The 23921-nt window shown below is 70.6% G+C and carries 15 protein-coding genes; 5 read left to right on the top strand and 10 right to left on the bottom strand.

What is annotated here, in order from left to right; genetic code table 11:
• Positions 1 to 44 precede the first annotated feature (44 nt).
• From ACIBBA_RS09040 to ACIBBA_RS09020, 5 genes are all read right to left on the bottom strand, one after another.
• Entirely contained in the window at positions 45 to 1103 is a 1059-nt protein-coding gene (locus ACIBBA_RS09040) for an ABC transporter permease (RefSeq protein WP_396695304.1), read from the bottom strand.
• Positions 1100 to 2185 (bottom strand): ABC transporter permease, encoded by a 1086-nt coding sequence (locus tag ACIBBA_RS09035; protein WP_396695302.1) that lies wholly within the window; start codon positions 2183 to 2185, stop codon positions 1100 to 1102. Before ACIBBA_RS09035 ends, ACIBBA_RS09040 begins: the two co-directional genes overlap by 4 nt.
• Positions 2182 to 3759 (bottom strand): sugar ABC transporter ATP-binding protein, encoded by a 1578-nt coding sequence (locus ACIBBA_RS09030; protein ID WP_396695300.1) that lies wholly within the window; start codon positions 3757 to 3759, stop codon positions 2182 to 2184. The genes ACIBBA_RS09035 and ACIBBA_RS09030 overlap by 4 nt, the downstream gene beginning before the upstream one ends.
• A gap of 130 nt (positions 3760 to 3889) precedes the next feature.
• Entirely contained in the window at positions 3890 to 4882 is a 993-nt protein-coding gene (locus ACIBBA_RS09025; RefSeq protein ID WP_396695298.1) for an ABC transporter substrate-binding protein, read from the bottom strand.
• Positions 4883 to 5808: 926 nt separating this feature from the next.
• Positions 5809 to 6216, bottom strand: a complete 408-nt coding sequence (locus ACIBBA_RS09020; RefSeq protein WP_396695296.1) for a hypothetical protein — start codon at positions 6214 to 6216, stop codon at positions 5809 to 5811.
• A 192-nt stretch (positions 6217 to 6408) separates the two neighbouring features.
• Here ACIBBA_RS09020 and ACIBBA_RS09015 point away from each other — a divergent pair, with 192 nt between their 5' ends.
• From ACIBBA_RS09015 to ACIBBA_RS09000, 4 genes are read left to right on the top strand one after another with little or no spacing between them, the layout of a single operon-like run.
• Entirely contained in the window at positions 6409 to 7530 is a 1122-nt protein-coding gene (locus ACIBBA_RS09015; RefSeq protein WP_396695294.1) for an AAA family ATPase, read from the top strand.
• Positions 7527 to 7937, top strand: coding sequence for a hypothetical protein (locus ACIBBA_RS09010; RefSeq protein ID WP_396695292.1), 411 nt, complete (start codon positions 7527 to 7529; stop codon positions 7935 to 7937). Before ACIBBA_RS09015 ends, ACIBBA_RS09010 begins: the two co-directional genes overlap by 4 nt.
• Positions 7826 to 9601, top strand: a complete 1776-nt coding sequence (locus tag ACIBBA_RS09005; protein ID WP_396695290.1) for a hypothetical protein — start codon at positions 7826 to 7828, stop codon at positions 9599 to 9601. Before ACIBBA_RS09010 ends, ACIBBA_RS09005 begins: the two co-directional genes overlap by 112 nt.
• Positions 9598 to 12294, top strand: coding sequence for a bpX6 domain-containing protein (locus tag ACIBBA_RS09000; RefSeq protein ID WP_396695288.1), 2697 nt, complete (start codon positions 9598 to 9600; stop codon positions 12292 to 12294). Before ACIBBA_RS09005 ends, ACIBBA_RS09000 begins: the two co-directional genes overlap by 4 nt.
• A 91-nt stretch (positions 12295 to 12385) precedes the next feature.
• Here the strand turns inward: ACIBBA_RS09000 and ACIBBA_RS08995 are convergent, their stop codons facing one another.
• Together ACIBBA_RS08995 and ACIBBA_RS08990 are read right to left on the bottom strand one after the other, a co-directional pair.
• Positions 12386 to 13390 carry a LacI family DNA-binding transcriptional regulator gene (locus ACIBBA_RS08995; RefSeq protein WP_396695922.1) on the bottom strand — a complete coding sequence of 335 codons (1005 nt, stop codon included), beginning with the start codon at positions 13388 to 13390 and terminating at the stop codon, positions 12386 to 12388.
• Between the two features lie 869 nt (positions 13391 to 14259).
• On the bottom strand, positions 14260 to 17376 hold the full coding sequence (locus tag ACIBBA_RS08990; RefSeq protein ID WP_396695286.1) for a beta-L-arabinofuranosidase domain-containing protein: 3117 nt from the start codon (positions 17374 to 17376) through the stop codon (positions 14260 to 14262).
• A gap of 267 nt (positions 17377 to 17643) precedes the next feature.
• On the opposite strand from ACIBBA_RS08990, the gene ACIBBA_RS08985 reads away from it, so the two are divergent.
• Positions 17644 to 18834 (top strand): cytochrome P450, encoded by a 1191-nt coding sequence (locus ACIBBA_RS08985; RefSeq protein WP_396695284.1) that lies wholly within the window; start codon positions 17644 to 17646, stop codon positions 18832 to 18834.
• 20 nt (positions 18835 to 18854) lie between these two features.
• Here ACIBBA_RS08985 and ACIBBA_RS08980 read toward each other — a convergent pair whose 3' ends face one another.
• The 3 genes from ACIBBA_RS08980 to ACIBBA_RS08970 are packed head-to-tail and all read right to left on the bottom strand — an operon-like array spanning position 18855 to position 23816.
• The gene (locus tag ACIBBA_RS08980) at positions 18855 to 19907 is read right to left on the bottom strand and encodes a hypothetical protein (RefSeq protein WP_396695282.1); all 1053 of its coding nucleotides are present in this window, start codon (positions 19905 to 19907) and stop codon (positions 18855 to 18857) included.
• Between the two features lie 58 nt (positions 19908 to 19965).
• Positions 19966 to 20598, bottom strand: coding sequence for a hypothetical protein (locus ACIBBA_RS08975; protein ID WP_396695280.1), 633 nt, complete (start codon positions 20596 to 20598; stop codon positions 19966 to 19968).
• A 41-nt stretch (positions 20599 to 20639) separates the two neighbouring features.
• The gene (locus ACIBBA_RS08970; protein WP_396695920.1) at positions 20640 to 23816 is read right to left on the bottom strand and encodes a family 43 glycosylhydrolase; all 3177 of its coding nucleotides are present in this window, start codon (positions 23814 to 23816) and stop codon (positions 20640 to 20642) included.
• Positions 23817 to 23921: the final 105 nt, after the last annotated feature.

Below are 23921 nucleotides of genomic sequence, written 5' to 3'. Positions count from 1 at the left end.
ACCTCCGTCAACACGCTGGCGAACCTGCACGATCGATACCGTCCCTACTGGCGTCTTCGTGCCGTCAGTGCCCGCTGCAGCAGCACGAAGACCAGCAGGATGCCGCCGGTGATGATGGTTGTGGCCTCGGGCCGGATCCCGCCGTCCCGGGTGATCAGCACGTTCATCAGTCCGAGGACCAGCGCCCCGACCACCGACCCGAGGACGAATCCCGCGCCGCCGGTCAGCAGCGTCCCGCCGATCACGACGGCCGCGATCGCGTCCAGCTCCCAGCCGATGCCCGTGATGTTCTGCGCGATACCCAACCGCGAGGTGTAGACGACCGCGGCCAGACCGGCGAAGGTGCCGCTGATCGCGTACGCCCAGAGCTTGGTGCGCACCACGGGCAGGCCCATGAGGGTGGCGGACTGCTCGGAGCCGCCGATGGCGTACACGGTGCGACCGGTCCGGGTCCGGTGGAGCACGAAGAAGCCGACGATGACGACGAGGACGGCGATCAGCACGCCGGGCGTGAGGACCAGGTCGTTGACCCGCTCACCGTCGATGATCTTGAACTTGGTGGCCAGCGATCTGATGGACGAGTCGTCGGCGAGCCGTTCGGGCGTGGTGCTCAGCGTCGACGCCAGCCCGCGGGCGAGGAACATCATCGCCAGCGTCGCGATGAAGGGCTGCACGTTGAAGTACTGGATCAGGACGCCGGACGCGACGCCGAAGAGCGTGCCGAACCCGATCATCAGCAGCATCACCACCCACGGGTTCCACCCGGCGTTGGCCAGCAGCAGCCCGGCGACGCTGGAGAACGCGATCACGGCGCCGACGGACAGGTCGATTCCGCCGGTCAGGATCACGAACGTCATCCCCACCGCGATGATCACGAGGTGGGCGTTGTTGATGAGCAGGTTCGACAGGGTGTTGTACTGCGTGATGCGGCCGTAGGCGAGTTCGCCGTAGACGATCATCGCAATGAAGATCACGACCGCCGCGAGGGTCGGGAGGGCGGCGAGGTTCGTCCGCCAGGTCCGTACGGCGGCATCCCGCAACCGGGGGATCGGTGACTTCGACGGTGTCCCGGAAGGACCGCCGGGAAGAGCGGTGATGGTCATACGGTCACGCTCGCTCTCGGCGCCTCGGCGCCTGGTACGCGGGCATCCGGTACGCGTCGCTGTCTGAACAGGCCGCGTACCCGCTCCGACTGAAGCAGGCACAGGACGATGATGACGGCGGCCTTGAAGGCCGGCGTCGCGGACGAGGAGACGCCGAGGAACACGATCGTCTTGTCCAGCGTCGCGATCAGCAGGGCACCGACGACCGCGCCGCCGAGGGAGAACTTGCCACCGGCGAGAGAGGTGCCGCCGATCACCACGGCGAGGATCGCGTCCAGCTCCAGCTGGTATCCGGTCCGGGAGACGTCGACGGTCATCACGCTCGCGGTCGCGAAGACGCCGGCGATGCCGGCCAGCACGGCACTGAGCGTGTAGACCGTGATGAGCAGGCCGCGGGGTTTGATCCCCGCCATCCGGCTGGCCTTCGGGTTGATACCGATGGCCTCGATCATCAGACCCAGCGCGCTGCGACGGACGACGAGCGCAACGATCACCACCACCACGACGGCGAGCAGCACCACGACCGGCAGCCCGATCACGTATCCGTTCGCGATCCACCGGAACGGCTCGTTCGCGGCGGCGGTGTTCTGCCCTGACGTGATCACCTTCGCCAGTCCGCGGCCGGCGAGCATCATGACCAGCGTGGAGATGAACGGCTGAAGCCCGACGACCGAGACCAGCAGGCCGTTGACGACGCCCAGCAGCGCGCTGACCGCCAGGGCCAGCCCCAGCGCGCCGAGCGCGACCCCGCCGGAGGCGCCGTCACCGCTCGCCTTGATGAACTCCATGGAGACCGCGCCGGCGACGACCATGAGGGAGCCGACCGACAGGTCGATCCCGCCGGTCGCCACGACCAGCGACATGCCGACCGCGATCATCAGGATCGGCGCCGACGCCCGGAGGATGTCGACGAGGTTGCCCACCAGGTTGCCGTTCAACGAATTGACCGACACCGCGAGGAAAGCCGGGTCCTTGACCACGTTCACCAGCAGGAGCAGGACGATCGCGATGATGCCCCAGAAGTACTGCCGGCGGATCAGGCCCCGCACCGCCACGCCGGTCCGCCGCTCTGTCGTACTCACGCGGTGCCGTCCTTTTCGTCGGGATCAATGATGGCGCTGTCGAGCGCGGCTTCCTCGCCGTGTGCGGCGATGATCGCGACGACCTCCTCGGCCGTGACGTCAGGCCCGTTGACGATTTCGCCGATCTTGCGGTGGTCCTTCAGGACGACGATGCGCTCACTGAGCCGCACCACCTCCTCGAGCTCCGAGGAGATGAACACGACGGCGACGCCGCGTCCGGCGAGCTCGGCGACGCTCTCCTGGACCTCGGCCTTGGCGCCCACATCGATCCCCCGCGTCGGCTCGTCGAGGATCAGCAGTTGCGGGTCGGTGGCGAGCCAACGGCCGAGCAGCACCTTCTGTTGGTTGCCCCCGGAGAGGTTCTTGATCGGCAGCTCCGGATCGGCGGGGCGCACGTTCAGCGCCGACATGTACCTGCCGACGATGGCGTCCTGCTCGCGGCGCGACAGCGGCCGCGCCCAGCCCCGCTTGGCCTGAACGGCCAGGACGAGGTTCTCGCGGACCGTGAGATCGCCGACGATGCCCTCCTCGCGGCGGTCCTCCGTGGAGTAGGCGATGCGGTGTCCGAGTCCGTCGACCGGGTTGTGCAGCGCCGACCTCTCCCCGTCGATCTCCACCTCGCCGCTGTCCGCGCGGTCAGCCCCGTAGAGCAGGCGGGCGAGTTCGGTGCGACCCGAGCCGAGCAGCCCCGCGAAGCCGACGATCTCACCACGATGGAGGTCCAGGTCGGTGGGCTCGATCGAACCCGCCCGGCCGATCCCGGTCGCCTTCACGAGTGGGACGACGGTACGGTCGCGATCTTCGGTCTCCCGGTTGGATCCCAGCGACTTCAGCGCGTCGAGATCCTTGCCGATCATCTTCGAGATGAGCGCGGCGCGGCCCAGCTCGCGGGTGACGTACTCCCCCTCGTACCTTCCGTTGCGCAGCACGGTGAGGCGGTCGCTGATGGCGTACACCTGGTCGAGGAAGTGCGACACGAAGAGGATCGCCACGCCCTGGTCACGCAACCGGCGCATCACCCGGAAGAGTCCGTCGACCTCGTTCGCGTCGAGGCTCGACGTGGGCTCGTCGAGGACGAGCACCTTGGAATCCGTGACCATCGCCCGGCTGATCGCCACCAACTGCTGCAGGGCCAGCGAGATGCTGGCCAGCGGGCGGCGCGGGTCGAGATGCCCGAGCCCCAGCTTGGCGAGCGCCTCGGTGGCCGCCCTGTTGGTGGCCCGCCAGTTCACCCCGAACCGCCCGCGTACCTCGTGTCCGAGCATGACGTTCTCACCGATCGTCAGGTTCGCACAGAGGTTCACCTCCTGGTAGACGGTGGAGATGCCGGCCGCCTGGGCCTCGGCGGTGCCGTGCAGGTTCCGCTGCTCGCCCGCGATCAGGATGGATCCGGAGTCGATCCGGTAGACCCCCGTCAGCGCCTTGATGAGGGTGGACTTGCCGGCTCCGTTCTCGCCCATCAGGGCGTGCACCTCACCCGGGAGGAGTCGGAAGTCGACGTTGTCGAGCGCCTTCACGCCGGGGAACGCGATCGAGATCCCGCGCATCTCGACAATCGGCAGTGATCCTGTCATTCCCTTACCTCGCAACCGCCGCCTGCAACCACCACGACCGACTCTCAGTAGTGGGGGTGCTGGAGCCTTCCCTGCGGAAGGCGCCAGCACCGCCGATCCGTGTCCGGGTCGACCGGGCCTGCGCCCGGAGCTAGAACTTCCGTTCGGGGAGGACCTTCGTGGCCGCCTCCGGCGAGTTGAACGTCAGGCTCGGCACGACGATGTACGACTCGACCTTCTCCCCCTTGAGCACCTTGTTCACGACGTCCAGGGCGGTCTCGCCGAACAGCGGGTTGTACTCCGCGACGAAGCTGAGCTTTCCGTCCGCCAGCGCCTGGAGGGCGTTGCGGGTGCCGTCGATCGTGGCGATCTTGACGTCCTTACCGGGCACCAGACCGGCCTCCTCGGCGGCGAGGACGGCGCCGAGACCCATCTCGTCGTTCTGCGCGAAGACGAGCTGCACCTTGTTGTTGTTCGACTTGAGCACCGTCTCGAAGACGCTCTTCGCCTCTTCCGTCGACCAGTTGGCCGTCTGCGCGCCGAGCTTCTTGAACTCCGGCTTCGCGCCGATCGTGTCGTTCCAGCCACGGTTGCGCTCGTTGACCACCGAGACGCCCGCCGGGCCCTCAAGCACGAAGTAGTTCGCGCCCTGGGGGAAGGTCTCGACCGCCCAGCTGGCGACCGAGCTGCTGACCTTGAGGTTGTCCGGCGCGATGCGCGTGGCGTACAGGTCGGTGGCGTCGGGCTCGATGCCGCGGTCGATCAGGATGACCGGGATCTCGGCCTCCTGGGCGCGCTTGAGCGAGTCCTCCCAGCCCGAGCCCTCGGTCGCGGACAGCAGGATGACGTCCACACCTTCGTCCACGAAGGAGGTGAAGGCATCGATCTGCGACTTCTGGTCCAGGTTCGTGGCCGGGGCGTACTTCAACTCGAAGCCCGCCTCCTTGGTGAACGTCTCCTGCATGTTGGCCTCGTTGGCCTGGCGCCACGCGCCCTCGGGTCCGACGGCCACGAAGCCGATCGTGGTCACGCCGTCGTCACCGCCGGCGTCGTCACCGCCGCCGGAGCAGGCCGCCAGGCCCACTGCCAGGACTCCCGCGCTGGCGACGCTCAGCAGCCGACGGAAAAGCTTGGTTCTCGTCATCTGGTCTCCTCCTCAAGATCCGCCCGACGCAGTCCTGAGTCGGGTGGCAGTTATGTCCTGCTGGTTACGTCGAGGGTGTTAAGGAGCGGTCAGATGTTATCGCTAACACTCATGGGCCACAACCCGTCCGTCGGCACTCGACTCAGACCGACTCGGTGGAAACGTCCAGACGGCGGGCCTGCCCCGGCGGCGGCCTCAGGCAACACCGCTCTGGGCGATCGGGAGCGCGGCAGGGGCGCCCCTCGTCGCGCCGAGTCGCGACGAGCACGTGCCACCTCGCGTCGTGTCCATGGAAGGCCCGGCACGCCATCCCCGGCGGTGAAAGGAACGGCGCGCCAAAGGCGACGTCGGCTCCACCCGCCACACACCTCTGACGGAGGACCTGCCGTCCCCACACTCATGCGACACTGCGGCGTGCCACGGACCGCCGCGGGTGGCTGCTCCCCGTCTCGCCAGGAACGCCGCCGCCGTAGACACCGCGAGCTGGAAAGCCCGGGCAAGGAATCGAACAGGCGCCCGTGTTAGCGCTACCAGAAGAGCTTGCCGACGTTCTTGCCCCACCACTGCCTGCGGCGTACTCTCCGCCCGGACCGTCGCATCGTTCGGCTCCCCCACACCGCGTCGCCGAGCACCGTGCCGGTTCCCACCGAAGCTCGATAAGCCGGCTTGGCTGCCGCCCTCGCTGCAACCCCCTGAGGCCGGAGAGCCAGCTAGATCACTACGACACCGCAGGTCCGCCAGGTGCGCGGTAAGGGTGCGAGCAGGGGCGGTCAAGACGCCGACCGCCGTGGTGAGGTCAAGCAGAGGCGGGGGCTACCCGTGGCCAGCCGGGACGTGAATGTGGCCCGCACCGTTCGGTGCGGGCCACGTCCCGTTCAGGTCGCCTCTACTCCGATCGCGGCAGGGGGGCCGGCCGGGGGCGGCGGCTAGAAGCCAGCGGACTCACACGCCCTGTCGTAGACGGGGTAGTCGTTCCCGACGCTGTCGTACCAGGTGCCGGACACCACAGTGCACCACTGCTGGTTGCCGGCCCAATTCTGGCCAACGGCGGTGTCGCTGATGTGCGGGGCCGCGTAGCCCGTCGAAGTCGAACCCCGGGAGGCGCCGTTTGCTGTGATCGTCACCGTGATCTCGGCATCGGCCCACGGGCTGCAGTAGATGTGGCCGGTCGCGTAGACACTCGGGCTCCTGTACCAGGGAACGTCCGCGACCGCGTAGCAAGAGGTTGCGGCGGCTGCCTGGCCGCTGACTTGCGCCTGGGCGGTGCCAGGTGCACTGACTATGGCGGCCACGGCCCCCACGGCGATGATGCCCGACGCGACTTTTTTGATCACTTACGGTCTCCTCTCGATCAACCTTCTGTGATCAGACGCTCCCAGGTGGCGGTGGAAGCGCCGTGGAAGGAGTGGGGACACCGCCGCCGAACGGCTGGTGCCCGCGGCGGCCGGCAAAGTATGTGGTACGCGGTGAACGCTCTGCTTTCGTAGACTTCGCCGGTGCAGATGATCTCCACGCAGCCTGCCCCCATGTCCGCGGACGCCGTCGTCCTTCGGGAAGCCATCACGCGGGCACGAACCGGTCTGGTCGATCGGGAGGTGGTCGCCGAGGTCGTGGTGCTGTGCGCCGTCGCCGGTGAGCACCTGCTCGTCATCGGTGCACCGGGCACCGCCAAGTCCGAAGCCGTACGGCGAACCGCCGACCAGATCGGTGGCCGGTACTTCGAGTACCTGCTCGGACGGTTCACCGAGCCGAGTGAGATCTTCGGCCCGGTCGACCTGCGCCGGCTGCGTGAGGGGATGGTGGAGTTCGAGACCGCGGGCATGCTGCCCGAGGCGGAGGTGGCGTTCCTCGACGAGGTCTTCCTCGGTTCGACGGCGGTCCTCAACACCCTGTTGGGGATCTTGAATGAACGAGTGTTCCGGCGCGGATCGACTCTCCTGTCGTGCCCGCTGCGGGTCTGCGTCGGCGCCGCCAACAGCCTGCCCGACGATCCGGCTCTCGCCGCGTTCGCGGACCGGTTTCTGGCCCGCGTCTTCGTCACTGCCGTCCCGGACGCGCGACTCGACGAGCTGTTGGAGGTGGGGTGGAGCGCGGGTTCCCGGCCGTCCGACCCGACCGGATCACTGCTGCCAGCGTTGGATCGGCTGTCCGAGGCGGCTCGTGGGTGTGACCTCAAGGGAGTGCGCGGCCTGATGGGTACCGCGATCCGCCGGTTGCGTCAGGCGGGCGTACCACTCAGCGACCGGCGGGCGGTGCGTTCGCAGCGTCTGGTGGCCGCTGCGGCGGCACTGGACGGGCGCACCGCGGCGACCGCCGACGACCTGTGGGTGCTTCCGCTGATCGCGCCAACCCTCGACGCTCAGGCCTCGGCCCGGGAGGTGCTGTCCGACCTGGTGGCGCAGGCACGGAACGCCAGTCTCGTGTACGCGGCGGAGGAGTTCGCCCGGGGCCAGCAGGCCCGCGCGGGCCGACTGGTCGAGGCAGGCCGACGCCTGCTCGACGAGCTCGGCACCGGGCCGCTGACGCACGACGACCGGCTGCGCGTCGAAGCGACGCTGCGGGAGATCGACGCGGGGTTCGTCCTGGCCGATGCCCCACCGGCGCTGCAGGACATGCGCACCCTCCTGGTCGCCGCGATCCAGTCGTGAACGCACCCTCCTTGTCCCTGCGGTGGCGTCGGCGCGACGACCCGCTGCCCGCTGCGGCCGTGGCCGCGTCCGGTGCGGTGGTGGTCGAGTTGCGTACGGACACGCTGATGCGGGTGACCGCTGGAGCCCGCCTGCGCGCCTGCATCGGCCGGGAACAGAGCTGGCTGATCGTGCTCGGAGACCCGGCAGACCTGCCGTGGGCCGACGGAGCGGTCTACCTCGGGTGGGACGGTGGCGTGCTGGTGCCGACGCTCGCCCAGCCTTGGCCGTGCGCCGACCTGTTGCGCGAGCCGCTGTGCCGCCTCACCGACCAGCAGGCAGGACTGATCGCGTTGTTGCCCGGGCTGGTCCTGGCGGGTCCACTGCCTCAGGAGCCGGTCGATCCGGTACGGCTGGCGCCCTCATGACCGACCACCTGACCCTTCCGGCTGCGCTGGCCCCCTGGGCGCCAGCGCTGTCCGCTTTGACCAGCGACGTGGCACTTGCCATGGGCCCCCTGATACGACAGATCGACGATTTGCTCTCGAGGACGGAGGGCGGCTCGACGGAAGGCGACCAACCAGACGGATACGCCGGACTGGCCGTCCGCGGCACCATCGAGCGCCTGCTCCCGTCGCAGTTGCTGCTCATGCAGGAGCTACCGGACGAGTTCGTCCGCCGCGCCGCAGGCGGGGAGCTTTTGTACCTGGCGTCGGCCATGCAATCCGCCGCGTTGCGTGGCCGGGTGGCCGTGCTCGTCGACACCGGCCCGGGGCAACTGGGCGCTGCCCGGCTGGTCCAGCTCGCCGCGCTCGTCGTGCTGCATCGGCGGGCCGCCAGCCAGGGGCGGTCGTTGGTGGTCGGGGTGTTGAGTGACCGGCCGGGCAACTGGCGCGGTGGTGACCTGGGTGCACAGCTCGCCGGCTGGCTGGCCGCCCGCAGAGCTGCCGAGCCGACTCCGTCGAAAGTACGGGAGTGGAGGGAGCAGCTCGATGCGGCCGATCAGGCCTGGCTGCTGACCGGGCCGGAGCTGGCCAGCCACCTGCCGAACAGGAACAGGATGCTGGTGAGTGAAGAGCAGGAATGGGGTGTCGACGGAGCGACCACCGTACGGGTGGCCGTCGGTGATCGACACCTCGACCTCCCGCTGCCTCCCGTCGAGGTTGCGCTGCGGGTCCTGCGCGGCAGCGGCTTCCGCGACGCCTCCGTCGGTGTCAGCGCCGGCACCGGTCCGCTGCGCGCGCCGATGTTCCCGAGTGCCGCGCCGTACCTGATCGCCCGCGGCGACGGCCCGGCCGAGGTCGTCTCGGTCCGGGTGCCGACCGGGCGACCGCGACGACATCGGCTGCCCGGTCCGGTGTTGGCAGCGTCCTGGTTGGGTCGCCGGCTCGTGGTCCTGACCTGCGTCGACGAGACGCTGCGGGCGGTCGTGATCGGTAAGCCGTTGGGCCGACTGCAGGACCTCGCGATTCGGCTGGCCGCCGTCGGCATGTCGGTCAGCGATGTCGAGGCGGCCGCGGCAGGGGCGCTGTCACCACTCTTCTTTCAGAGTGGCGACCTGCTGTGCGAGCTTGGTGGCGGGTGGTGGCGGCTGTCTACGAGGGATAGTCACTCGCTGTCGTCCTACGCGGCGGTCGCCCCCGGTAGGCAGATGGACGGCCCACGCATGGCCTGGCGCGGCGACACCCAGATCGGCGTCTCGGGCCTGTCCGGCGAGGTGGGGATCCCCGCTGCTGCCCAGGTTGTCCTCGGTGCCGGGGCGAGGACGGCCTGGTCGCTGGACGGCACCACCTGGCGCGTCCATGCCGCGTCCGGCCTCGTCGGCGACGTGACGGTCACGGCGGAGACGAAGGTCATCGGAGTGGTCGACATCGACGGCCCGCAGCTGGTGACCGTGTCGAGCGGCGGACTGATCGTGCGCCTGGTGTCGCCGGCAAGGACCCGGACCCTCACTCGCTGGTCGGGTGGAATCGGTGAGCCGGCCGTGCACCCGAGCGAGCCATGGTTGGCCGTGCCACGCCCGGACGGGCTGATCGAGGTCGCCGATCTCGCCGCGAACCACCTCCTGCGCGCGGTCCGGAGTACCGGGTGAGCGCGTTCCGCGGCCGGCTCCCGGCTCGCGCCCTCGTGATCGAGGTATGCCTGGTCGGGGAGGCCGAGGCGCGCCGGCGTGTCGTCGAGACCTGGCAGCCCGGTGCCGCGCTGTTCGAACTGCCCGGCGGGGCGTGGCTGCTGGAGTTCGACCAGGCGGTCGAGGTACGCGCCGAACTGGCTCCGGGCCTCGTTCTCGTCGACAGTAGCGGCGTCCTGCACCCCAGCGGCACGCCCGTGGAAGGTGCCCGGGCCGGCGACGTGCTGATCCCGCACGCAGGCGCGACCACCCGGGTCAGCCGGGCCGAGCTGACCCTTGTCGACCGGAGTTCCTGGATCGACCTGACCGCCCTACAAATCGAGCCGCTCGCGGCACTGGACCGCCCGGTTGCCAGGGCGGCGACACCGCCGCCCTGGCAACCGCCCCCGACGGCACCGGACCTACGCGCGATGGCCGGTGTCGCGCCGCCGCCGCGGCGGACCCGCCGGCTACTGGCCGCGCCCACCCGACCCCGCCGGCGAAGCCGGCTTTCCGGTGAAGCCGTCGGGAAGATCGTCGCGGTCGGCGCGAGCATCCTCGTGTTCGGTATCGCCGCGCTCGTCGCGGCGCCGCTCCGGCTGCTGGTCGTCGGCGCCGGCGCGGGCCTGCTGTACGGCTTGAGTACGGTGCTCGCTTCGGGCACCGCCGCCTCGGCTGGCGGTGGCGCACCGCAGACCAGCCGCGGTACACGATCGGGCCGCTGGTGGAACTCGCTGCTCACCCGGCTCGTGCTGACCAGTCCCGCCGCCCGGCTCGCTGTCCGCGCGCAGCACCGCTACGTACGGCGGCTCAGCGCAGCATTCGAGCGTCGTGACTGGGACAAGGCCCTGCGTGAGGCGATCGCTGTGGGCGGTTCCGGCGGGCCCCTGACTCTTCGGCTTCCCCGACCACGCACCGGCGACCTGGTGCCGCACCCGCACATCGAGGGCGGGAGCGCCGTGCCGCTCGGCTTAGGAGCCGAGCAGCACCTGCGAACGCTCTACCGGCAGGCGGCCACAGAACTCGACCGCGCCGGGCGCGTCGAGGAGTCCGCGTTCATCCTCGCGGACCTGCTCGGCCTGCCGGCCGAGGCGGTCGGGCTGCTGGAGCGACACCGCAGGTACCGGCTCGCCGCCACGCTTGCCGAGGGACGTGAACTCGATCCAGACCTGGCGGTGAGGCTGTGGTGGCGGGCCGGCGATCGGGACCGCGCGCTGCAGGTGGCGCGGGCCCGGGGCGCATTCGCCGGAGCCGTGGAGCGGCTGGCCCGGGTCGACGTCGCGGCGGCCCGGCAGTTGCGTGCCGAATGGGTACGCGCACGGCAGGCCGCCGACGATCATGTCGGTGCCGTCGACGCGGCCTGGTCCGACGACGAGCTGCGCCCACTCGTGGTGACGAACCTCCAGGCCGGCATGGCGCTCGGCGGCCACACCGCGGGGTATCTGTTCGCGCACCTCGTCGCCTGGCGCCCGACCACCGACGCCATGACCACCGCGATCGCGCTGCTCGACAGTCGTGACCAGGAGTTGGCGCCGGCCCAGCGCGGCTTCGTCTCGGCGCTGGCCGAGCTGCGCTGCGCCGACACCGCACAGGACCGCCGACTCTGCACCGCCGCGCTCCGACTCCTGGTCCGCGACGCAGCCGGTGATCCCGGCGGAGATGCCGGCGAACGCCGGCGGGTCGACAGGAGGCTGCGGGACCGGGCAGACCGGCTGGCCGCCGCCGACCTGCCACCGCCGCCGGGTGGGCGGGCGCCCGCACGGGGCGCCCCGGTCGACATCACAGTGCTCGGCGAGTCGGGACAACTGCCGATCCATGACGCGGTCATGCTGTCCGGCCGCACCATCCTGACCGCGCACGGCGAGTTCGGCGTACGCCTGATCGGCCTCGATGGCCGGACCCGCGCCAGCTGGGACGCGCCCGCACACCAGCTTGTCGTCGCCGACCACGGCGCCAACGTCCTGCTCGTCGCGCGACGCGGTCCCTCCTGCGAAATCCGCGGCCTGGACCTGAGCGCACGCCGGCTCCGGCCGCCCGTAGCCATCACCGCGCACCACGTGCTGCCCAGCTACGACGGTGCGCTACTCACCGTGGTCGACGACGATGGCATCGCTTTCGTCGACCTGACCGCCGACACTCCCCGCATCACCTGGCGCGAACTCGACCCCACCATCACGGTGCTGGACATCGCCCGGAGCCCGACCAGCCTCGCCGCTCTGGTCCGGGTCACCCACCAACCGGGCTTCGGAGCGGCCAGCACCGAGGTGTGGCGCTGGGACCTGCCCTCGCTCATGCTGCGGACCCGCCTGCCAGTCGATCTCGACGGCCTCGCCAGCGTCGCGGTGCTCGCGTCCTCGACGCTGATGACGACCAGCCACGACGAGCACACCGACACCTACCACGTCACCGGGCACGGTGCGGCCGCCCGGACTGTGGATACGAAGCCGACGCTACTGGCCGGCGGCAGTACTTCCGCCCTGCGCCTCGACCGCCCGGACGGCACCACTGTGGAGATCGCCGACGATAACCTCCGCGTCGTGTTTCCGCCCGCCGTCGGCGCCATCGGCATTCGGCGCCACGCTGACACCCTCACGGTATGGGAGCAGAACGGTCGGCTGGTCGTCATCGACCTCACGCTCCGCCAGGCGGTCACTCGCCAGCGGACGCGCCTCTAGGACGGGCCCGTGCGTGTTCGGCTCCGGCCACTTCGCTGAGGGACAGATGGCGGGCCGGCGCGCCGGGGCGGCGCCGCCACCAGAGCCGCGGTCAGCGGCGGGCCGGACCAGCCACGCTCTGCCGCTCGATGAGGGTCGGCGCGATGGAGTGGCGCAGTGCGGTCACGCCGCCCGACTCGATCTGGGTCAGCAGCATGTCCAGACTCGCCTGAGCCACCGCGGCGAAGTCCGGCTGCACGGTGGTCAGCGGCGGGATGAAGTACGAGGCCTCCGGCACGTCGTCGAAACCGACCACGCTGATGTCGTCCGGCACCCGCCGGCCGTGTTCGTGCAGCGCGCGCAGCACACCGAGGGCGAGGTGGTCGTTGGCGGCGAAGACCGCGGTGACCTCCGGCATCCGGGCGAGCAACTGTCCACACCGGTAGCCGGCCGCCGCGGACCAGTCTGCCGGCATCAACGGCGGCAGCTCCGCACCCGCGGCCTGCAACGCCTCCCGCCAGCCCTCGATCCGCCCTGCGCTGTCGAACCAGCCCGGCGGCCCGGACACGTGCCAGACCGTGCGGTGCCCGGCGTCGAGCAGGTGCTGGGTGGCGGCCCGAGCACCGGCGACCTGGTCGACCGTCACCAGGGGCACCGGTCGCCGCGGGTCACCGTCGATGGTCACCAGCGGAACGTCCTTGGGCAGACGCTCCAGCGCCTCGCCGGCCGATTCGACCGGCGCGATCACCACGATGCCGGCGACCCGGTGCGCCAGGTGCCGCTCCACCGCCGCGGAGATGGACTCGTGGTCCAGGTCGCGCACGCTGCCCACGCTGACGGCGAAGCCCGTCTCGGCCGCCGCCTGTTCAAGCGCGGCGAGCAGTGACGCCGGGCCGTAGAGGGTGGTGTTCTGTGCGACCACGCCGATCACCTGCGACCGGCCGGTGACCAGTGCCCGGGCCGCGCGGTTGGGCCGGTAGCCCAGTTCGGCGATCGCCGCCTGCACGCGCAGGCGGGTCTGCTCGCGCACGTTGGGATGCCCGTTGAGCACCCGGGAAACCGTCTGGTGGGAGACGCCAGCGAGGCGGGCCACGTCCGTCATCGCCGGACCGCGCATGGTCATGTCGCTCTCCCCGCCTGCCTGCTGGAACCGTGGCCAGCCGGTGTTCACCGAATCGAACCGGAGTTTCCGGTGCTCTGTCGCGGACGGCACCCGGATGTTGTTTCCGCCTGCCGCCGCCAGATCGCCGAGTCTACGCCAGTTGCCGCGCTTACCGCGGCATGGCGGGGTCACCCCGGTGAAGCATGTCGAGATTCTCATGGATTCGTAGGGGTGACATTCTTGCCCCTTTCCGCTGGCGCTGCCGGACGCGACTGCCCGTCTTTGTCGGACCGATTAACCGAACGACCTGTTCCGGACCCGGACCGGACAGGTAACAGGCCTGTTGCGGGCGCTTTACGGCCGGTGGCAGGCCGCCACCGACAACCGCCCCGGCGGTGCGGGTGCGGCGTCGCCCGCACCGGCGCACCAGCGCCGACCTGCGGTCCGCGCACCGCAAGGCGGCTGCGGCCACCGGTTGCGCGAGCGCGTCGAGCCGACCATTTTCCCGTCACCGTTCCGACGTTGCCGTTCGAACCGCAGCACACTTACCCACGCTTGCCAGGCCCTGCGCGACGGGGATTGGAGAAACAAATCGGCGTCCCGCGAAATCGCCGGGGGTCTTGCCGACCCGACGTCGCCCACCGGAGTGGCCGCGATACCGTCGGTGGGCCGATTGCGGCCGCTCCAATCGTCGAACTTCGCAGCCAACCCGAATGCGTACCGCCCTGACCGACAAACACGGGATCGTATCCGCCGGTCAGGACGCCACCGGAGCCGGCGTCAGCACGGCGACACCGCGATTCGCCCCTGCTCCGCCCAGCCGCGGCCCGGTCGACTCGACCGGGCCGCGGCGTTCGTCGGTGTGCTGGGCGACGGGGCGTCGCCTACGGGGCGAGCTCCTTGTTCGATCGGGCGGCGTGCGTGGCGACGAGGTCCCGCTCCTCCTCGGTGAAGATCCCCGCCCGGCGGAACTCCGCCGCCACGCGGTTGACGGTCGACACGAACTGGCCGTGATTCTTGAAGGGCGCCTCGTCCCAGACCAGGTCGAGGAAGGTCGGGCCGTCGTCGCCGGGCGACGTGATGCCCGCCACCGGTACGTCGTAGTTCGGCAGGTTGTCGTCGCGCTTGCGGTTGGGCACACCGGTGTCGACCGATCCGAACACCACTGTCGGCTCGACCCGACGGAAGTACGACGAGGCGGCCTGCGTGTCACTGATGTAGTACGGCCGCAGATTGAAGCCGTGCGTGGTGAAGAGCGGGTCACCCGCAGCCGTGGTGCTCGCGTAGGTGATCGCCGAGCGACCATAGTCTCCGTCCCGCTTCAGATGGCGGTACAGGGACAGTTCACGGTAGCTACCACCCCCCGGGTTCCCCAGGATCTGCATGAGCAGGGGACCCCAGAAGATCGACTGCGTGTCGGGGCGGTCCAGCGCCCGCTCGATCCGGATGCTGAACGGCATCCGGATCTCGATGGTGTCGCCGGGCTTCCAGGTGCGGCTCAACGTCAGGTAGCTGCCAGGCTTGGCGGTGGTCTTCTGGTGGACCCCGTTGATCGTGACAAAGAAGCCCCGCTGCACCCAGCTCGGCACCCGCAGCTTGATGTCGAGCCGGCCGCGGCCGTTCACGGTCAGCTTGGTGTGGTCCTCCCGCGGGTAATTCGTCTCTTGGGTGATGACGAAGCCCTTCTGGGCCCAGGTCAGCGTCGACGCCGCGTACAGGTTGACCCACAGCGTCCTGCCGTCGGCCGACTTGAAGTAGATCGTCTCCTGGTACTTGGTGTGGTTTTCCAGCCCCGTCCCGCCGCAGCAGGTCCCGGTGTTGCCGTAGCTACGGGTGACGCCCGGGGTCAACGGCTGGAAGTAGGTGACCTGGGGGTTGCTGACGCTCGTCGTGTCGGCCCGCGAGCCCACGATCTGGTTGAGCAGCCCCCGCTCGTAGTGGTCCATGTACGCCGGGTCGTGCTCGTGGAGGAACAGATTGCGGGCCAGCTTGAGCAGGTTGTACGCGCTGCAGGTCTCCGCACCGCCCTGGGCGATCGAGTTCGCGATGTTGTCCCGGTTCTGGAACAACTCGGTGTTGTTGTTGGAGCCGGGGAAGTTGCCGCCCAGACCACCGTGCGCGTACCTGCGGTGCGGGACGAGCATTCCGTAGAAGTTCTTGGCGGCCTGGAAGTACTCGGGGTCCCCGCTGTGCTCGTAGACGCGCATGTACCCGACGAACTGCGGTATGTGCTGGTTCACGTGCAGCCGATCCGGGCGGCGCCGGCCGGGGCGGGTGGCCGGGGTGGTGACCAGGATGTCCCGGTTCTCGACGCAGGCGTCGAAGAGCGACTCCCGGTTGTCGAAGCACTTGGCGGTGTCCAGGTGCTTCGCGTCGCCGGTGAGCGCGTAGATCTCGGGGAACACCTCGTTCGCGCCGCCGGACTCGCCGGCGATGTAGAGGTCCCACATGTAGTTCAGGTTGTCCCGGGTGATCGGACCCGTGTACTGGGGGTGGTTCTTGTCCCCGACGGTCAGCGCGAGGTGCGCCCAGTTGGCCATCTTGACGACCACGTCGAGGGCCTTCTGGTTGTCGGTGTGGTAGTACGCGTCGAGCAGACCGCGCATGATCTTGTGCTGCGTGTACCACGGCGCCCACGTGTTGGTGGCCGCGTTGCCGCCGTACACGGCCCACCGCGGCGGACCGAGCCGCAGTACCGTGTCCTCGGGCAGCGCGCCCAGATAGCCGGGGTGGGTCGGCACCCAGTCGGCGGGCCCGCTGCTCTGGCTCGCCACGATGCCGCCGTCCCGCCCGTTGGGCGAGGCGTCCTTGATCGCGGTACCGCCCTCCTCCTCGAACCGGTACCAGGCGATCGATCCGCCGGCGGTGCTCCCGGTCGGCGAGTCCTGCATCGACTGGACCTCCGCCGGGCTCAGGGCCCGGTCGAAGATGTGGAACTCGTCGATGGTCGCGTCCAGGAACGCGTCGCCGTACTGCGACCGCCCAATCCACCGGTTTCCGGGGTTCCCGAGATGGGACGGGTTGAGGGTCATGTTCGTGTTCTGGCCGGCCTGCTGACCGTTGACGTACAGCGTGCCGGTGTTCTGGGTGAGCGTCACGGCCAGGTGCACCCACTGGTTGGTCGGCAGGGCCGCGTTGCCGTCGATCCGCTGTTCCCCACCGCCGCCGCTGACCGTGATCGCGAACCGAGGCACGTTGCCGGTGACGCCGGCACGCGGGGTCAGGAACATGTTGACGGTGGTGTTCTGACCGAAGTCGAACAGCCGACTCCAGCTCTGGGTGGCGCCGAGATTCACCCAGGTGGCGATGGTGAAGTCGGCGAGCTGGCTGATCGCCTCCTGAGGAAGGGTGACGTGCTGCGCCCGGCTGGGGCCGTTCAGCCGGAGGGCGTTGCCGAAGCGGCCCGGCACCCGACCGATCTCCGGCTCCTCCGGATCTTCACCGCCCGGGCCGCCGTTGCCCATCCGCGCGGTGATCGCGGCCTGGCACGCCGCGAGCTCGTCGACCATCCAGTCGAGCTTGGTCTTGAAGATCGGCTCGCCAAGGTCGGCATAGCCCTGGGCCAGGGCCGTCATGTAGTGCCCGGCCCAGTGACCGCTGAGCAGTCCGCCGTCCTCCCAGCCGCCGGGCACGGCGACACCCGGTGGGTTCGGCCGACCGGCCTGGTTGTTGAACAGCACCAGGAAGCGCCGCTCGTCGAACTGGCGGAGGTAGTCCTTCGTGCGGTCGCGCTTCTCCTGGAGCAGGCCGTTGCCCAGGTTCACGTCGCGTAGCTGGAAAGGCCGGACCGGTGCGGTGCCGCCGGGGCCGGGTTCGGGCGGGGTCGCGGGCAGCGGGGCCGGGCCGGCTGCGGCCTCGGTGGCCGTCGCCGCCTCGGTGGCCGTCGCCGCCTCGGCGGCTGCCGCCGGGAGCGCGCCCGCGCCGACCGCGGCGGCCACGCCGATCGCCGATGCCTGAAGAACGTGGCGCCGGCTGACAGGGACCTTCTCGGGTTCAACCACTGTGGATCATCCTTCCCAGGTAGCTAGGGACTGACCGCTCGGCCGTTTCCCGCACGGAACCGTTGTGCTTGGCCCACCGACGTCGACGCACTCAGCGGCCGCGGAAGGGGACTGGGTTGTCGGCGGCAGGTTTCGCGATCGCGCCGGGGATTGTGAGCGTTAACTCTATGGCCGCCGACCCGCACTGACAAGGACTTGAACCTAGTTGACATCTCTGCGAAACAGTCCTATGTTAGCGCTCACCCAACTGCCCTTCATGGAGGCTACGTGGCCGCCGAGTTCGGCGTCTCGGAGTTGTGGGACCCCGCGGTACGCCGTGACCCGCACCCGTTCTACGACCGGGTGCGAGCCGCCGGCCAACCCGTCCTTCAGGTCGACCCGGCGGGCACCAGGTTCTGGGTGATCGCCGGACATGCCGACGTGCTGCAAGCCCTGCGCCATCCGGCGATAGGGCACGAGATCCAACGGCACTGCCCCGGCGGTCGGCGACCTGCCCCGCACGAACTGTCCGAACTGGCGAGAATCGAGTCCCGGCAGCTCATCAGTCTCGATCCGCCGGACCACACCCGCCTGCGAGGGCTTGTCAGCGGCGGCTTCACGGCCCGCGCGGTGGCCCGGTTGGAGCCGTGGATCAGCCACCTCACCGATCAGCTGGTCGCGCGGGCGCGCCGGCTCGGACGCATCGACGGGATCGCCGACCTCGCCGACCCGGTGCCGGTCAACGTCATCGCGGAGCTGGTCGGCATTCCCGAGCAGGACCGGTCGCAGTTCCGCGCCTGGTCGGCGGAGATCGTGGCGGCCGGGAACGGAAGCTCGGCAGCCACGCTGGCGTTCGGGGCGTACCTCGACGAGCTGGCCGCCCGGCGGCGGGCCGTGCCCGCCGACGACCTGATCTCGGAACTGGTGACCATCGAGGACCGAGGCGACCAGCTCGATCGCGACGAGCTGGTGGCGCTCGTGCAGCTGCTGCTCGTCGCCGGCCAGGAGACGACCGTCGACCTGATCGGCAACGGCATCCGCCTCCTGCTCGCCCACCCCGAGCAGTGGCAGGCGCTGCGCGACGATCCGCGGCTGGCCGCGGCGGTGGTCGAGGAGACACTCCGGTTCCGGGGGCCGGTCGAGATCGTGCCACCGCGATTCGCCCTTCAGGACGTCGAGCTGGCCGGTGGCCGGATTCCCGCCTTCGACCGCGTGGCCCTGTCGTTGTGGGGCGCCAACCGGGACCCCGACGTGTTCGACCGGCCGCACGTGTTCGACATCCACCGCGCGGACGTTCGCAGGCACATCGCCTTCGGGCATGGGATCCACTTCTGCCTCGGGGCTCACCTGGCTCGGCTGGAGAGCCGAATCATGATCGAGCGCATCGCGGAACAGCTTCCCGACCTGCGTCTCGCGGTCGACCCCGCCGACCTCGACGGCTTCCGGCTCCACCACGATCAACTGCCACTGGAGGTGTAGCGGCGGGGCGTCCGGCGGCGTCACGACGCCGGTGGCGGGCCACCGATGAGCGTGGCCTCCCAGCCCTGCGCCCGGCCTTCCTCCCGGGCCTGCGCGAGCAGCCGCCCGAGCCGCCGGCGGCGCTGCCGGGCGAGGGCCCGCATTGCGAGGACGAGGACGGCGAGGAGTGCGGCGAGGGCCAGTTGCGGCCAGGGCACCGTCCAGACCGTCACGGTGCCCGAGGCCGGCCGGATGTCGACGGCACCCTGATCGCCGCCGAGGACGGCGGGGGTCACGTCGACCCTCGTCCGCAGCGGGCCCAACGCCCAGACGCCGGCGACGCGGTTGCCGACCTTCCGGCTACCGCCCGGCAGGAGTTCCTCACCCTTGGCCTCCGGGGCACTCTGCCTGCCCAGGCCGAACGGACCCGTGACCGTCACCCGCCCGCTGCCGGTCGCGGCCACGTTGCCGTCGTTCGTCGCGGTGTAGCTGATCTCGACCGCGCCGGCCGAGAAGGGGTTCCACGAGCGCCGGTAGCTGGCGGTGAGGTCGCTGATCGCCACGGCGGCCGTGGCCGTGCCGCTGGCCCGCATCATGACCCGGAAGCCGACCCGGCTCTCGACGGCGACCGTGCCCCCGGCGCTGGTGACCGTCGCCGCGATCCCGGCCGGGTGGTCCCCCGGTGTGGCGTCCGGGGGCGCGGTGATGGTGAACGGCACCACCTTCGTCTCTCCTGCGCCGACGGTGACCCTCTGCTGCACCTGGATCCAGGTGCCGCCGTCCACCGACTCCTGGTCGGACGAGAGCATGTTGAAGCGTCCCTTGTCGGTGAGGTAGCCGTCGGCCGCCTTCAGGGCGAAGACCACGCTGCCGCCGCTGAAGTTGCGTACGGCCAGGTGCTCCGTCATGACCTGACCCGGGTCGAGCGTGAGTTCGATCCACCGGCGGCCGTCCGGGCCGTGCCGGTCGGCCGGCTGGACCGACCAGGTGAGCTTCGGAGCGGCCGGCTGCGCCGGAGCGGCGGCGGGCGCGATCGGCACGGTGACGAGCAGCGCGGCCAGCACGGCGAGCAACCGCGGCAGGGTTCGGTTCATGGGGAGCCCTTCGACACGGGAGGCGCGGTGGGGGGCCGCGCGGCCCCCCACCCGTGCGCTACTCGAACAGGGACAGGGTCAACGTCGAGGTGTACTCGCCGGCGGCGACCTCCGCCGGGGTACGCAGGTACACGTCGGCGTTGACCGAGTACGAGTCACCGGCGACGGCCCCGGAGTCGAACGTCGAGACCAGCAGCTCCTGGTCGACCAGGCCCACGTTGTTGCCGGGCTGGGTCGGCTCGTCGAGGACGGTCACGACCTCCTCCCCCTCGGTGACCAGGCCGGTGTCGCCGCCGTCGAGCAGACGTGGCGCCCAGCCGAGATGCCCGGCGCTGATCGGCGCCTGGCCGGCGCTGCCGGCGAAATCGGTGGCACTACCCAGCACGGCCCACGCGGCGCCCGCCGGCACCTCCTCCTCGGTACGGGTGTCGGTGACGGTCACGGTCGGCAGGGTGCCGACGAACTGGCGTACCAGCAGCGTCGAGCCGTCCTCGGACAGCGCGACGGAGTCGCCGGCGATCGACATCGCCAGGACGCCCGGTTCCCTGATCTCCTCGATGTCGACCGTCACCCGTACGTCGGCGCTGTCGTCGGGATCGGCCAGGGCCGGCGCCTGCAGCGCCATCGTCCCGGCCAGGGCGGCACCGGCGGCACCCGCCGCGACCAGCCGCCTACGCTTGAACGTGTTCATGCGATGCTCCATCGTGATGTGTGGATGTCGGACAGGGTGGGTCAGCCGGCGCAGTCGACGCCGGGGTGTTCCTCGGTGAGGACAGTCGTCACGTCCTCGCCGTCGACGGTCCCGGTGGCCCGGACGGTCACCGAGCCCGCCGCGACCGAGACCGCCCGCGTGCCGAACGACTGGTAGGCGTTCGCGCCCGGCACGACGTCGGCGAAGGATCGCTGGCCGTACGCGGTCTCCAGGGCGATGTCCACCGGCGCGTCGTGGTCGTTACGCGCCTGCACGGCGACGTACGCCCTGCCGGCGAGGCACCGCGACTGGACGGTGACCGTGACCGGCAACTCGGGCTGGACACCCGGATCGTCGGCGAAGACCCGCCAGTCCGTGATCGCGACCGCGGAGTAGGTGGTGCCGTTGCCGTTGGCCCGGATCGTGGCTCGGACCCGGGGCGTGGTGACCGGGTCGAAGGTGACGGTGTTGAACGCGGTGGTGCTCGTGCCGTAGGCGCCGGCGCCGGTCACGTCCCGCCAGGCCGCGCCGGCCTCGTCCCAGTACTGCAGCACCCACCCGTCGGGCTCGGCGACGCCGTCGCCGGTGCCGCGGTTGGCGTCCCGCCAGAACTTCAACTCCGTTCCGGTGATCCGGACGGGACGCGCCCAGTCGTACTGGACCCACAGGGTCGCGGGGCGGTTGCCGGACCAGGTGCCCCAGAGCTGAGCCTGGCTCGGGTTCGACGGGTCGGTCCCGTCGTTGAGGGCGGTCAGGCTGTTCCAACCCGCCGTGTAGGAGGCGGTCGGGGTCGCGATGGGCGCGATGTTGCCGGTGAGCGGCCCGGACAGGTCCGCCGGGATGGTGACCGTCCTGGCGGTCTCCAGGTTTCCGGCCACGTCGAGCGCGCGGAACGACACGGTGTGCCGGTCCGGGTCCGGTGCCGCGATCGCACCGGCGTAGGCGGTCCACGGGCCCGACCCGATGGCGTACTCGATCCGGGCGACGCCGGAGGTCGCATCGCTCGCGGTCACCGTGACCGCCCGGGTGGAGCTGTTCACGGTGGCCGTGCTGACCGGCGCCGTGGCGTCGATGCGTACGGTGAGGTTCGCGGCCTCCGAGAGGTTGCCGGCCCGGTCGGTCGCGGTCGCCGTGACGCTGTGCTGGCCGTCCCCGGAGACGTTGACGTCGACGGAGCGGACGTCGGTCACGACGACCGGCTGGCCGTCGTCCACCCGCGACTCGATCCTCAGCCGGCCGCCACGGTCGTCGACGCCGGCGGCGCGCACCCGCACGGCGGACCGGAACCAGCCGGCGCTGCCCGCGCTGCCGCTGGGCGTGAGCGTCACCGTCGGCGGGGTCTCGTCGCCCTCGGTGTCGCCCGGCGAGATGACCGTCACCTGCGCGGAGACGCGACCTGCCGCGTAGCCGAGCACGGTGCCCCGGGTCGTGAACGTCCCCGGCGCCGCGACGTCCTCCGGTCGCACCGGGTCCCAGTAGACCGGCACGGGCAGCGTCTCCTCGCCGAACGACACGGCGGTGGTGTCGGGCAGCTCGGTCTCCCCCACCTCCACCGTCAGCCGCGGCTCGGCCACGGTCGTCGGCTGCGCGGCGAGGATCTTCCACTCCTCGACGGCCACCGCCGAGTAGGTGCTGCCGTTGGTCGACGCGTCGAACACCGCGCGAACCTGCGTGGTGGTCACCGGGTCGAAGCTCGTGTCCTGGAAGCCCTGGGTGCCGGTCGGGAAGCCGCTCGGGTTGGGCACGTCGGTCCACTGCCCGGCGCCGAGGTCCCAGTACTGCACGCGCCAGCGGGAGGGAGCGGCGACACCCACGCCGCTGCCCTGCGGATTGTCGTTCCAGAACTCGATCTGCGAACCGGAGATCCGCATCGGCTGGTCCCAGGTGTACTGCACCCACTGCTGGGGCGGGTTGTTGCCGGTCCAGGTCCCCCACATGTCCGGCGGCAGCGGGTTCGACCGGACGATCTCGTCGTTGAGCGCCTTCACCCAGTACTGGGTGGGCACCGGCTCGTTGGAGACGGTGACCTTCGCCGCCTGGGCGATGTTCGGCCGGGGGGTCATGTCCCGACCCTTGACCGGAGTCGGCGTGACGAGCTTCATCCGCGGCGGGGTCTGCGTGTCGTCCCACTCGACCGGGTCGATCGCCACCGACCGGCGGAAGTGGCCACCGCCTGCGGCGTCGGCGGTGTGGTACGCGATGTACCACTCGCCGTTGAACTCGAGGATGCCGGGATGGCTGGTCGTCGAGGAGACCGGCCGGAGCATGGTGCCCCGGTAGGTCCACGGCCCCTCCGGCGACGACGCCGTCGCGTACGCGATGCAGGCGTGGTAGTTCGCCGGGGTGCACTGCGACGTCGGGCCGGCGTTGTTCCCGGCGTAGGCCAGGTAGTAGGTGCCGTTGCGCTTGAAGATCCAGGCAGCCTCGAAGAAGCCGGTCAGCCCGGTGACGGTGCGCTGGGTGCCCACCGGGGTCTTCATGTCCGGTTGGAACTCCTGCAGGCGCAGTTGGCTGAAGGAGCCCCAGTAGACGAACACCCGCTGGTTCGGCGCCGTGCCCTCGATGAGGATCGTCGGGTCGATGTTGTGGATGTTGTTCGGGGTGGGCACGCGCTGGGAGATGATCGGGCCGCCGGCGTGGTCGGTCCACGGGCCGGTCGGGCTGTCCGAGACGGCCACGCCGATCGCGAACTTGTCGGACGCCGGGCTGTCCCGCTCGTTGATCGGGACGTACCAGTAGTAGCGCCCGTCCACGCCCCGGACCACCTGGCCGGCGTAGGCGCGGCCCGGCGTCGCCCAGGCGAAGACCTGCTCCGGGCGCATCAGGGACGGAAAGTGGGTCCACTCGCCGGCCTCGACGTCGGCGGTGCGGAACGCGCCCCACTCGTTCATGACGAAGTCGTTGGTGGAAGGCCCAGCCTGGTCGTGGCCGGTGTAGATGTAGAGCTGCTCCCGGCCGCTGTCGTTGCCGGGCGCGCCGGCCGGCACGACCACCGGCGCCGGGTCGGCCGAGTAGTAGCTGCCGTCGCCGAGGATCGGATTGACGGTGTTGGTGAAGGTGTACGAGTCGGCGGCGGAGGCGGGGGTGGCGGTCGCGAGCAGGCCGCCGGCGGCGAGCCCGACGGCCGCCGCGGCGGCGACCACCCTGCGGAACCGGTGCGACCACCGGGGAGTCGGTGGGGCGGCTGCGCGCCCCACTGTGCTGTTCACGGTGTCGATCTCCTCGCTGCTGGGGCGGGGTGGGGGGGGGGGGGGGGGGGGGGGGGGGGGGGGGGGGGGGGGCCGCGGGGCAAGAGGGCCGGGCGGGCCGCGGCCGGGGTAGGG

Source organism: Micromonospora sp. NPDC051006 (assembly GCF_044456245.1).
GTDB lineage: Bacteria > Actinomycetota > Actinomycetes > Mycobacteriales > Micromonosporaceae > Micromonospora.
Note: the sequence above shows the minus strand (reverse complement) of the source record. Positions and strands in the feature narration are given on the sequence as shown.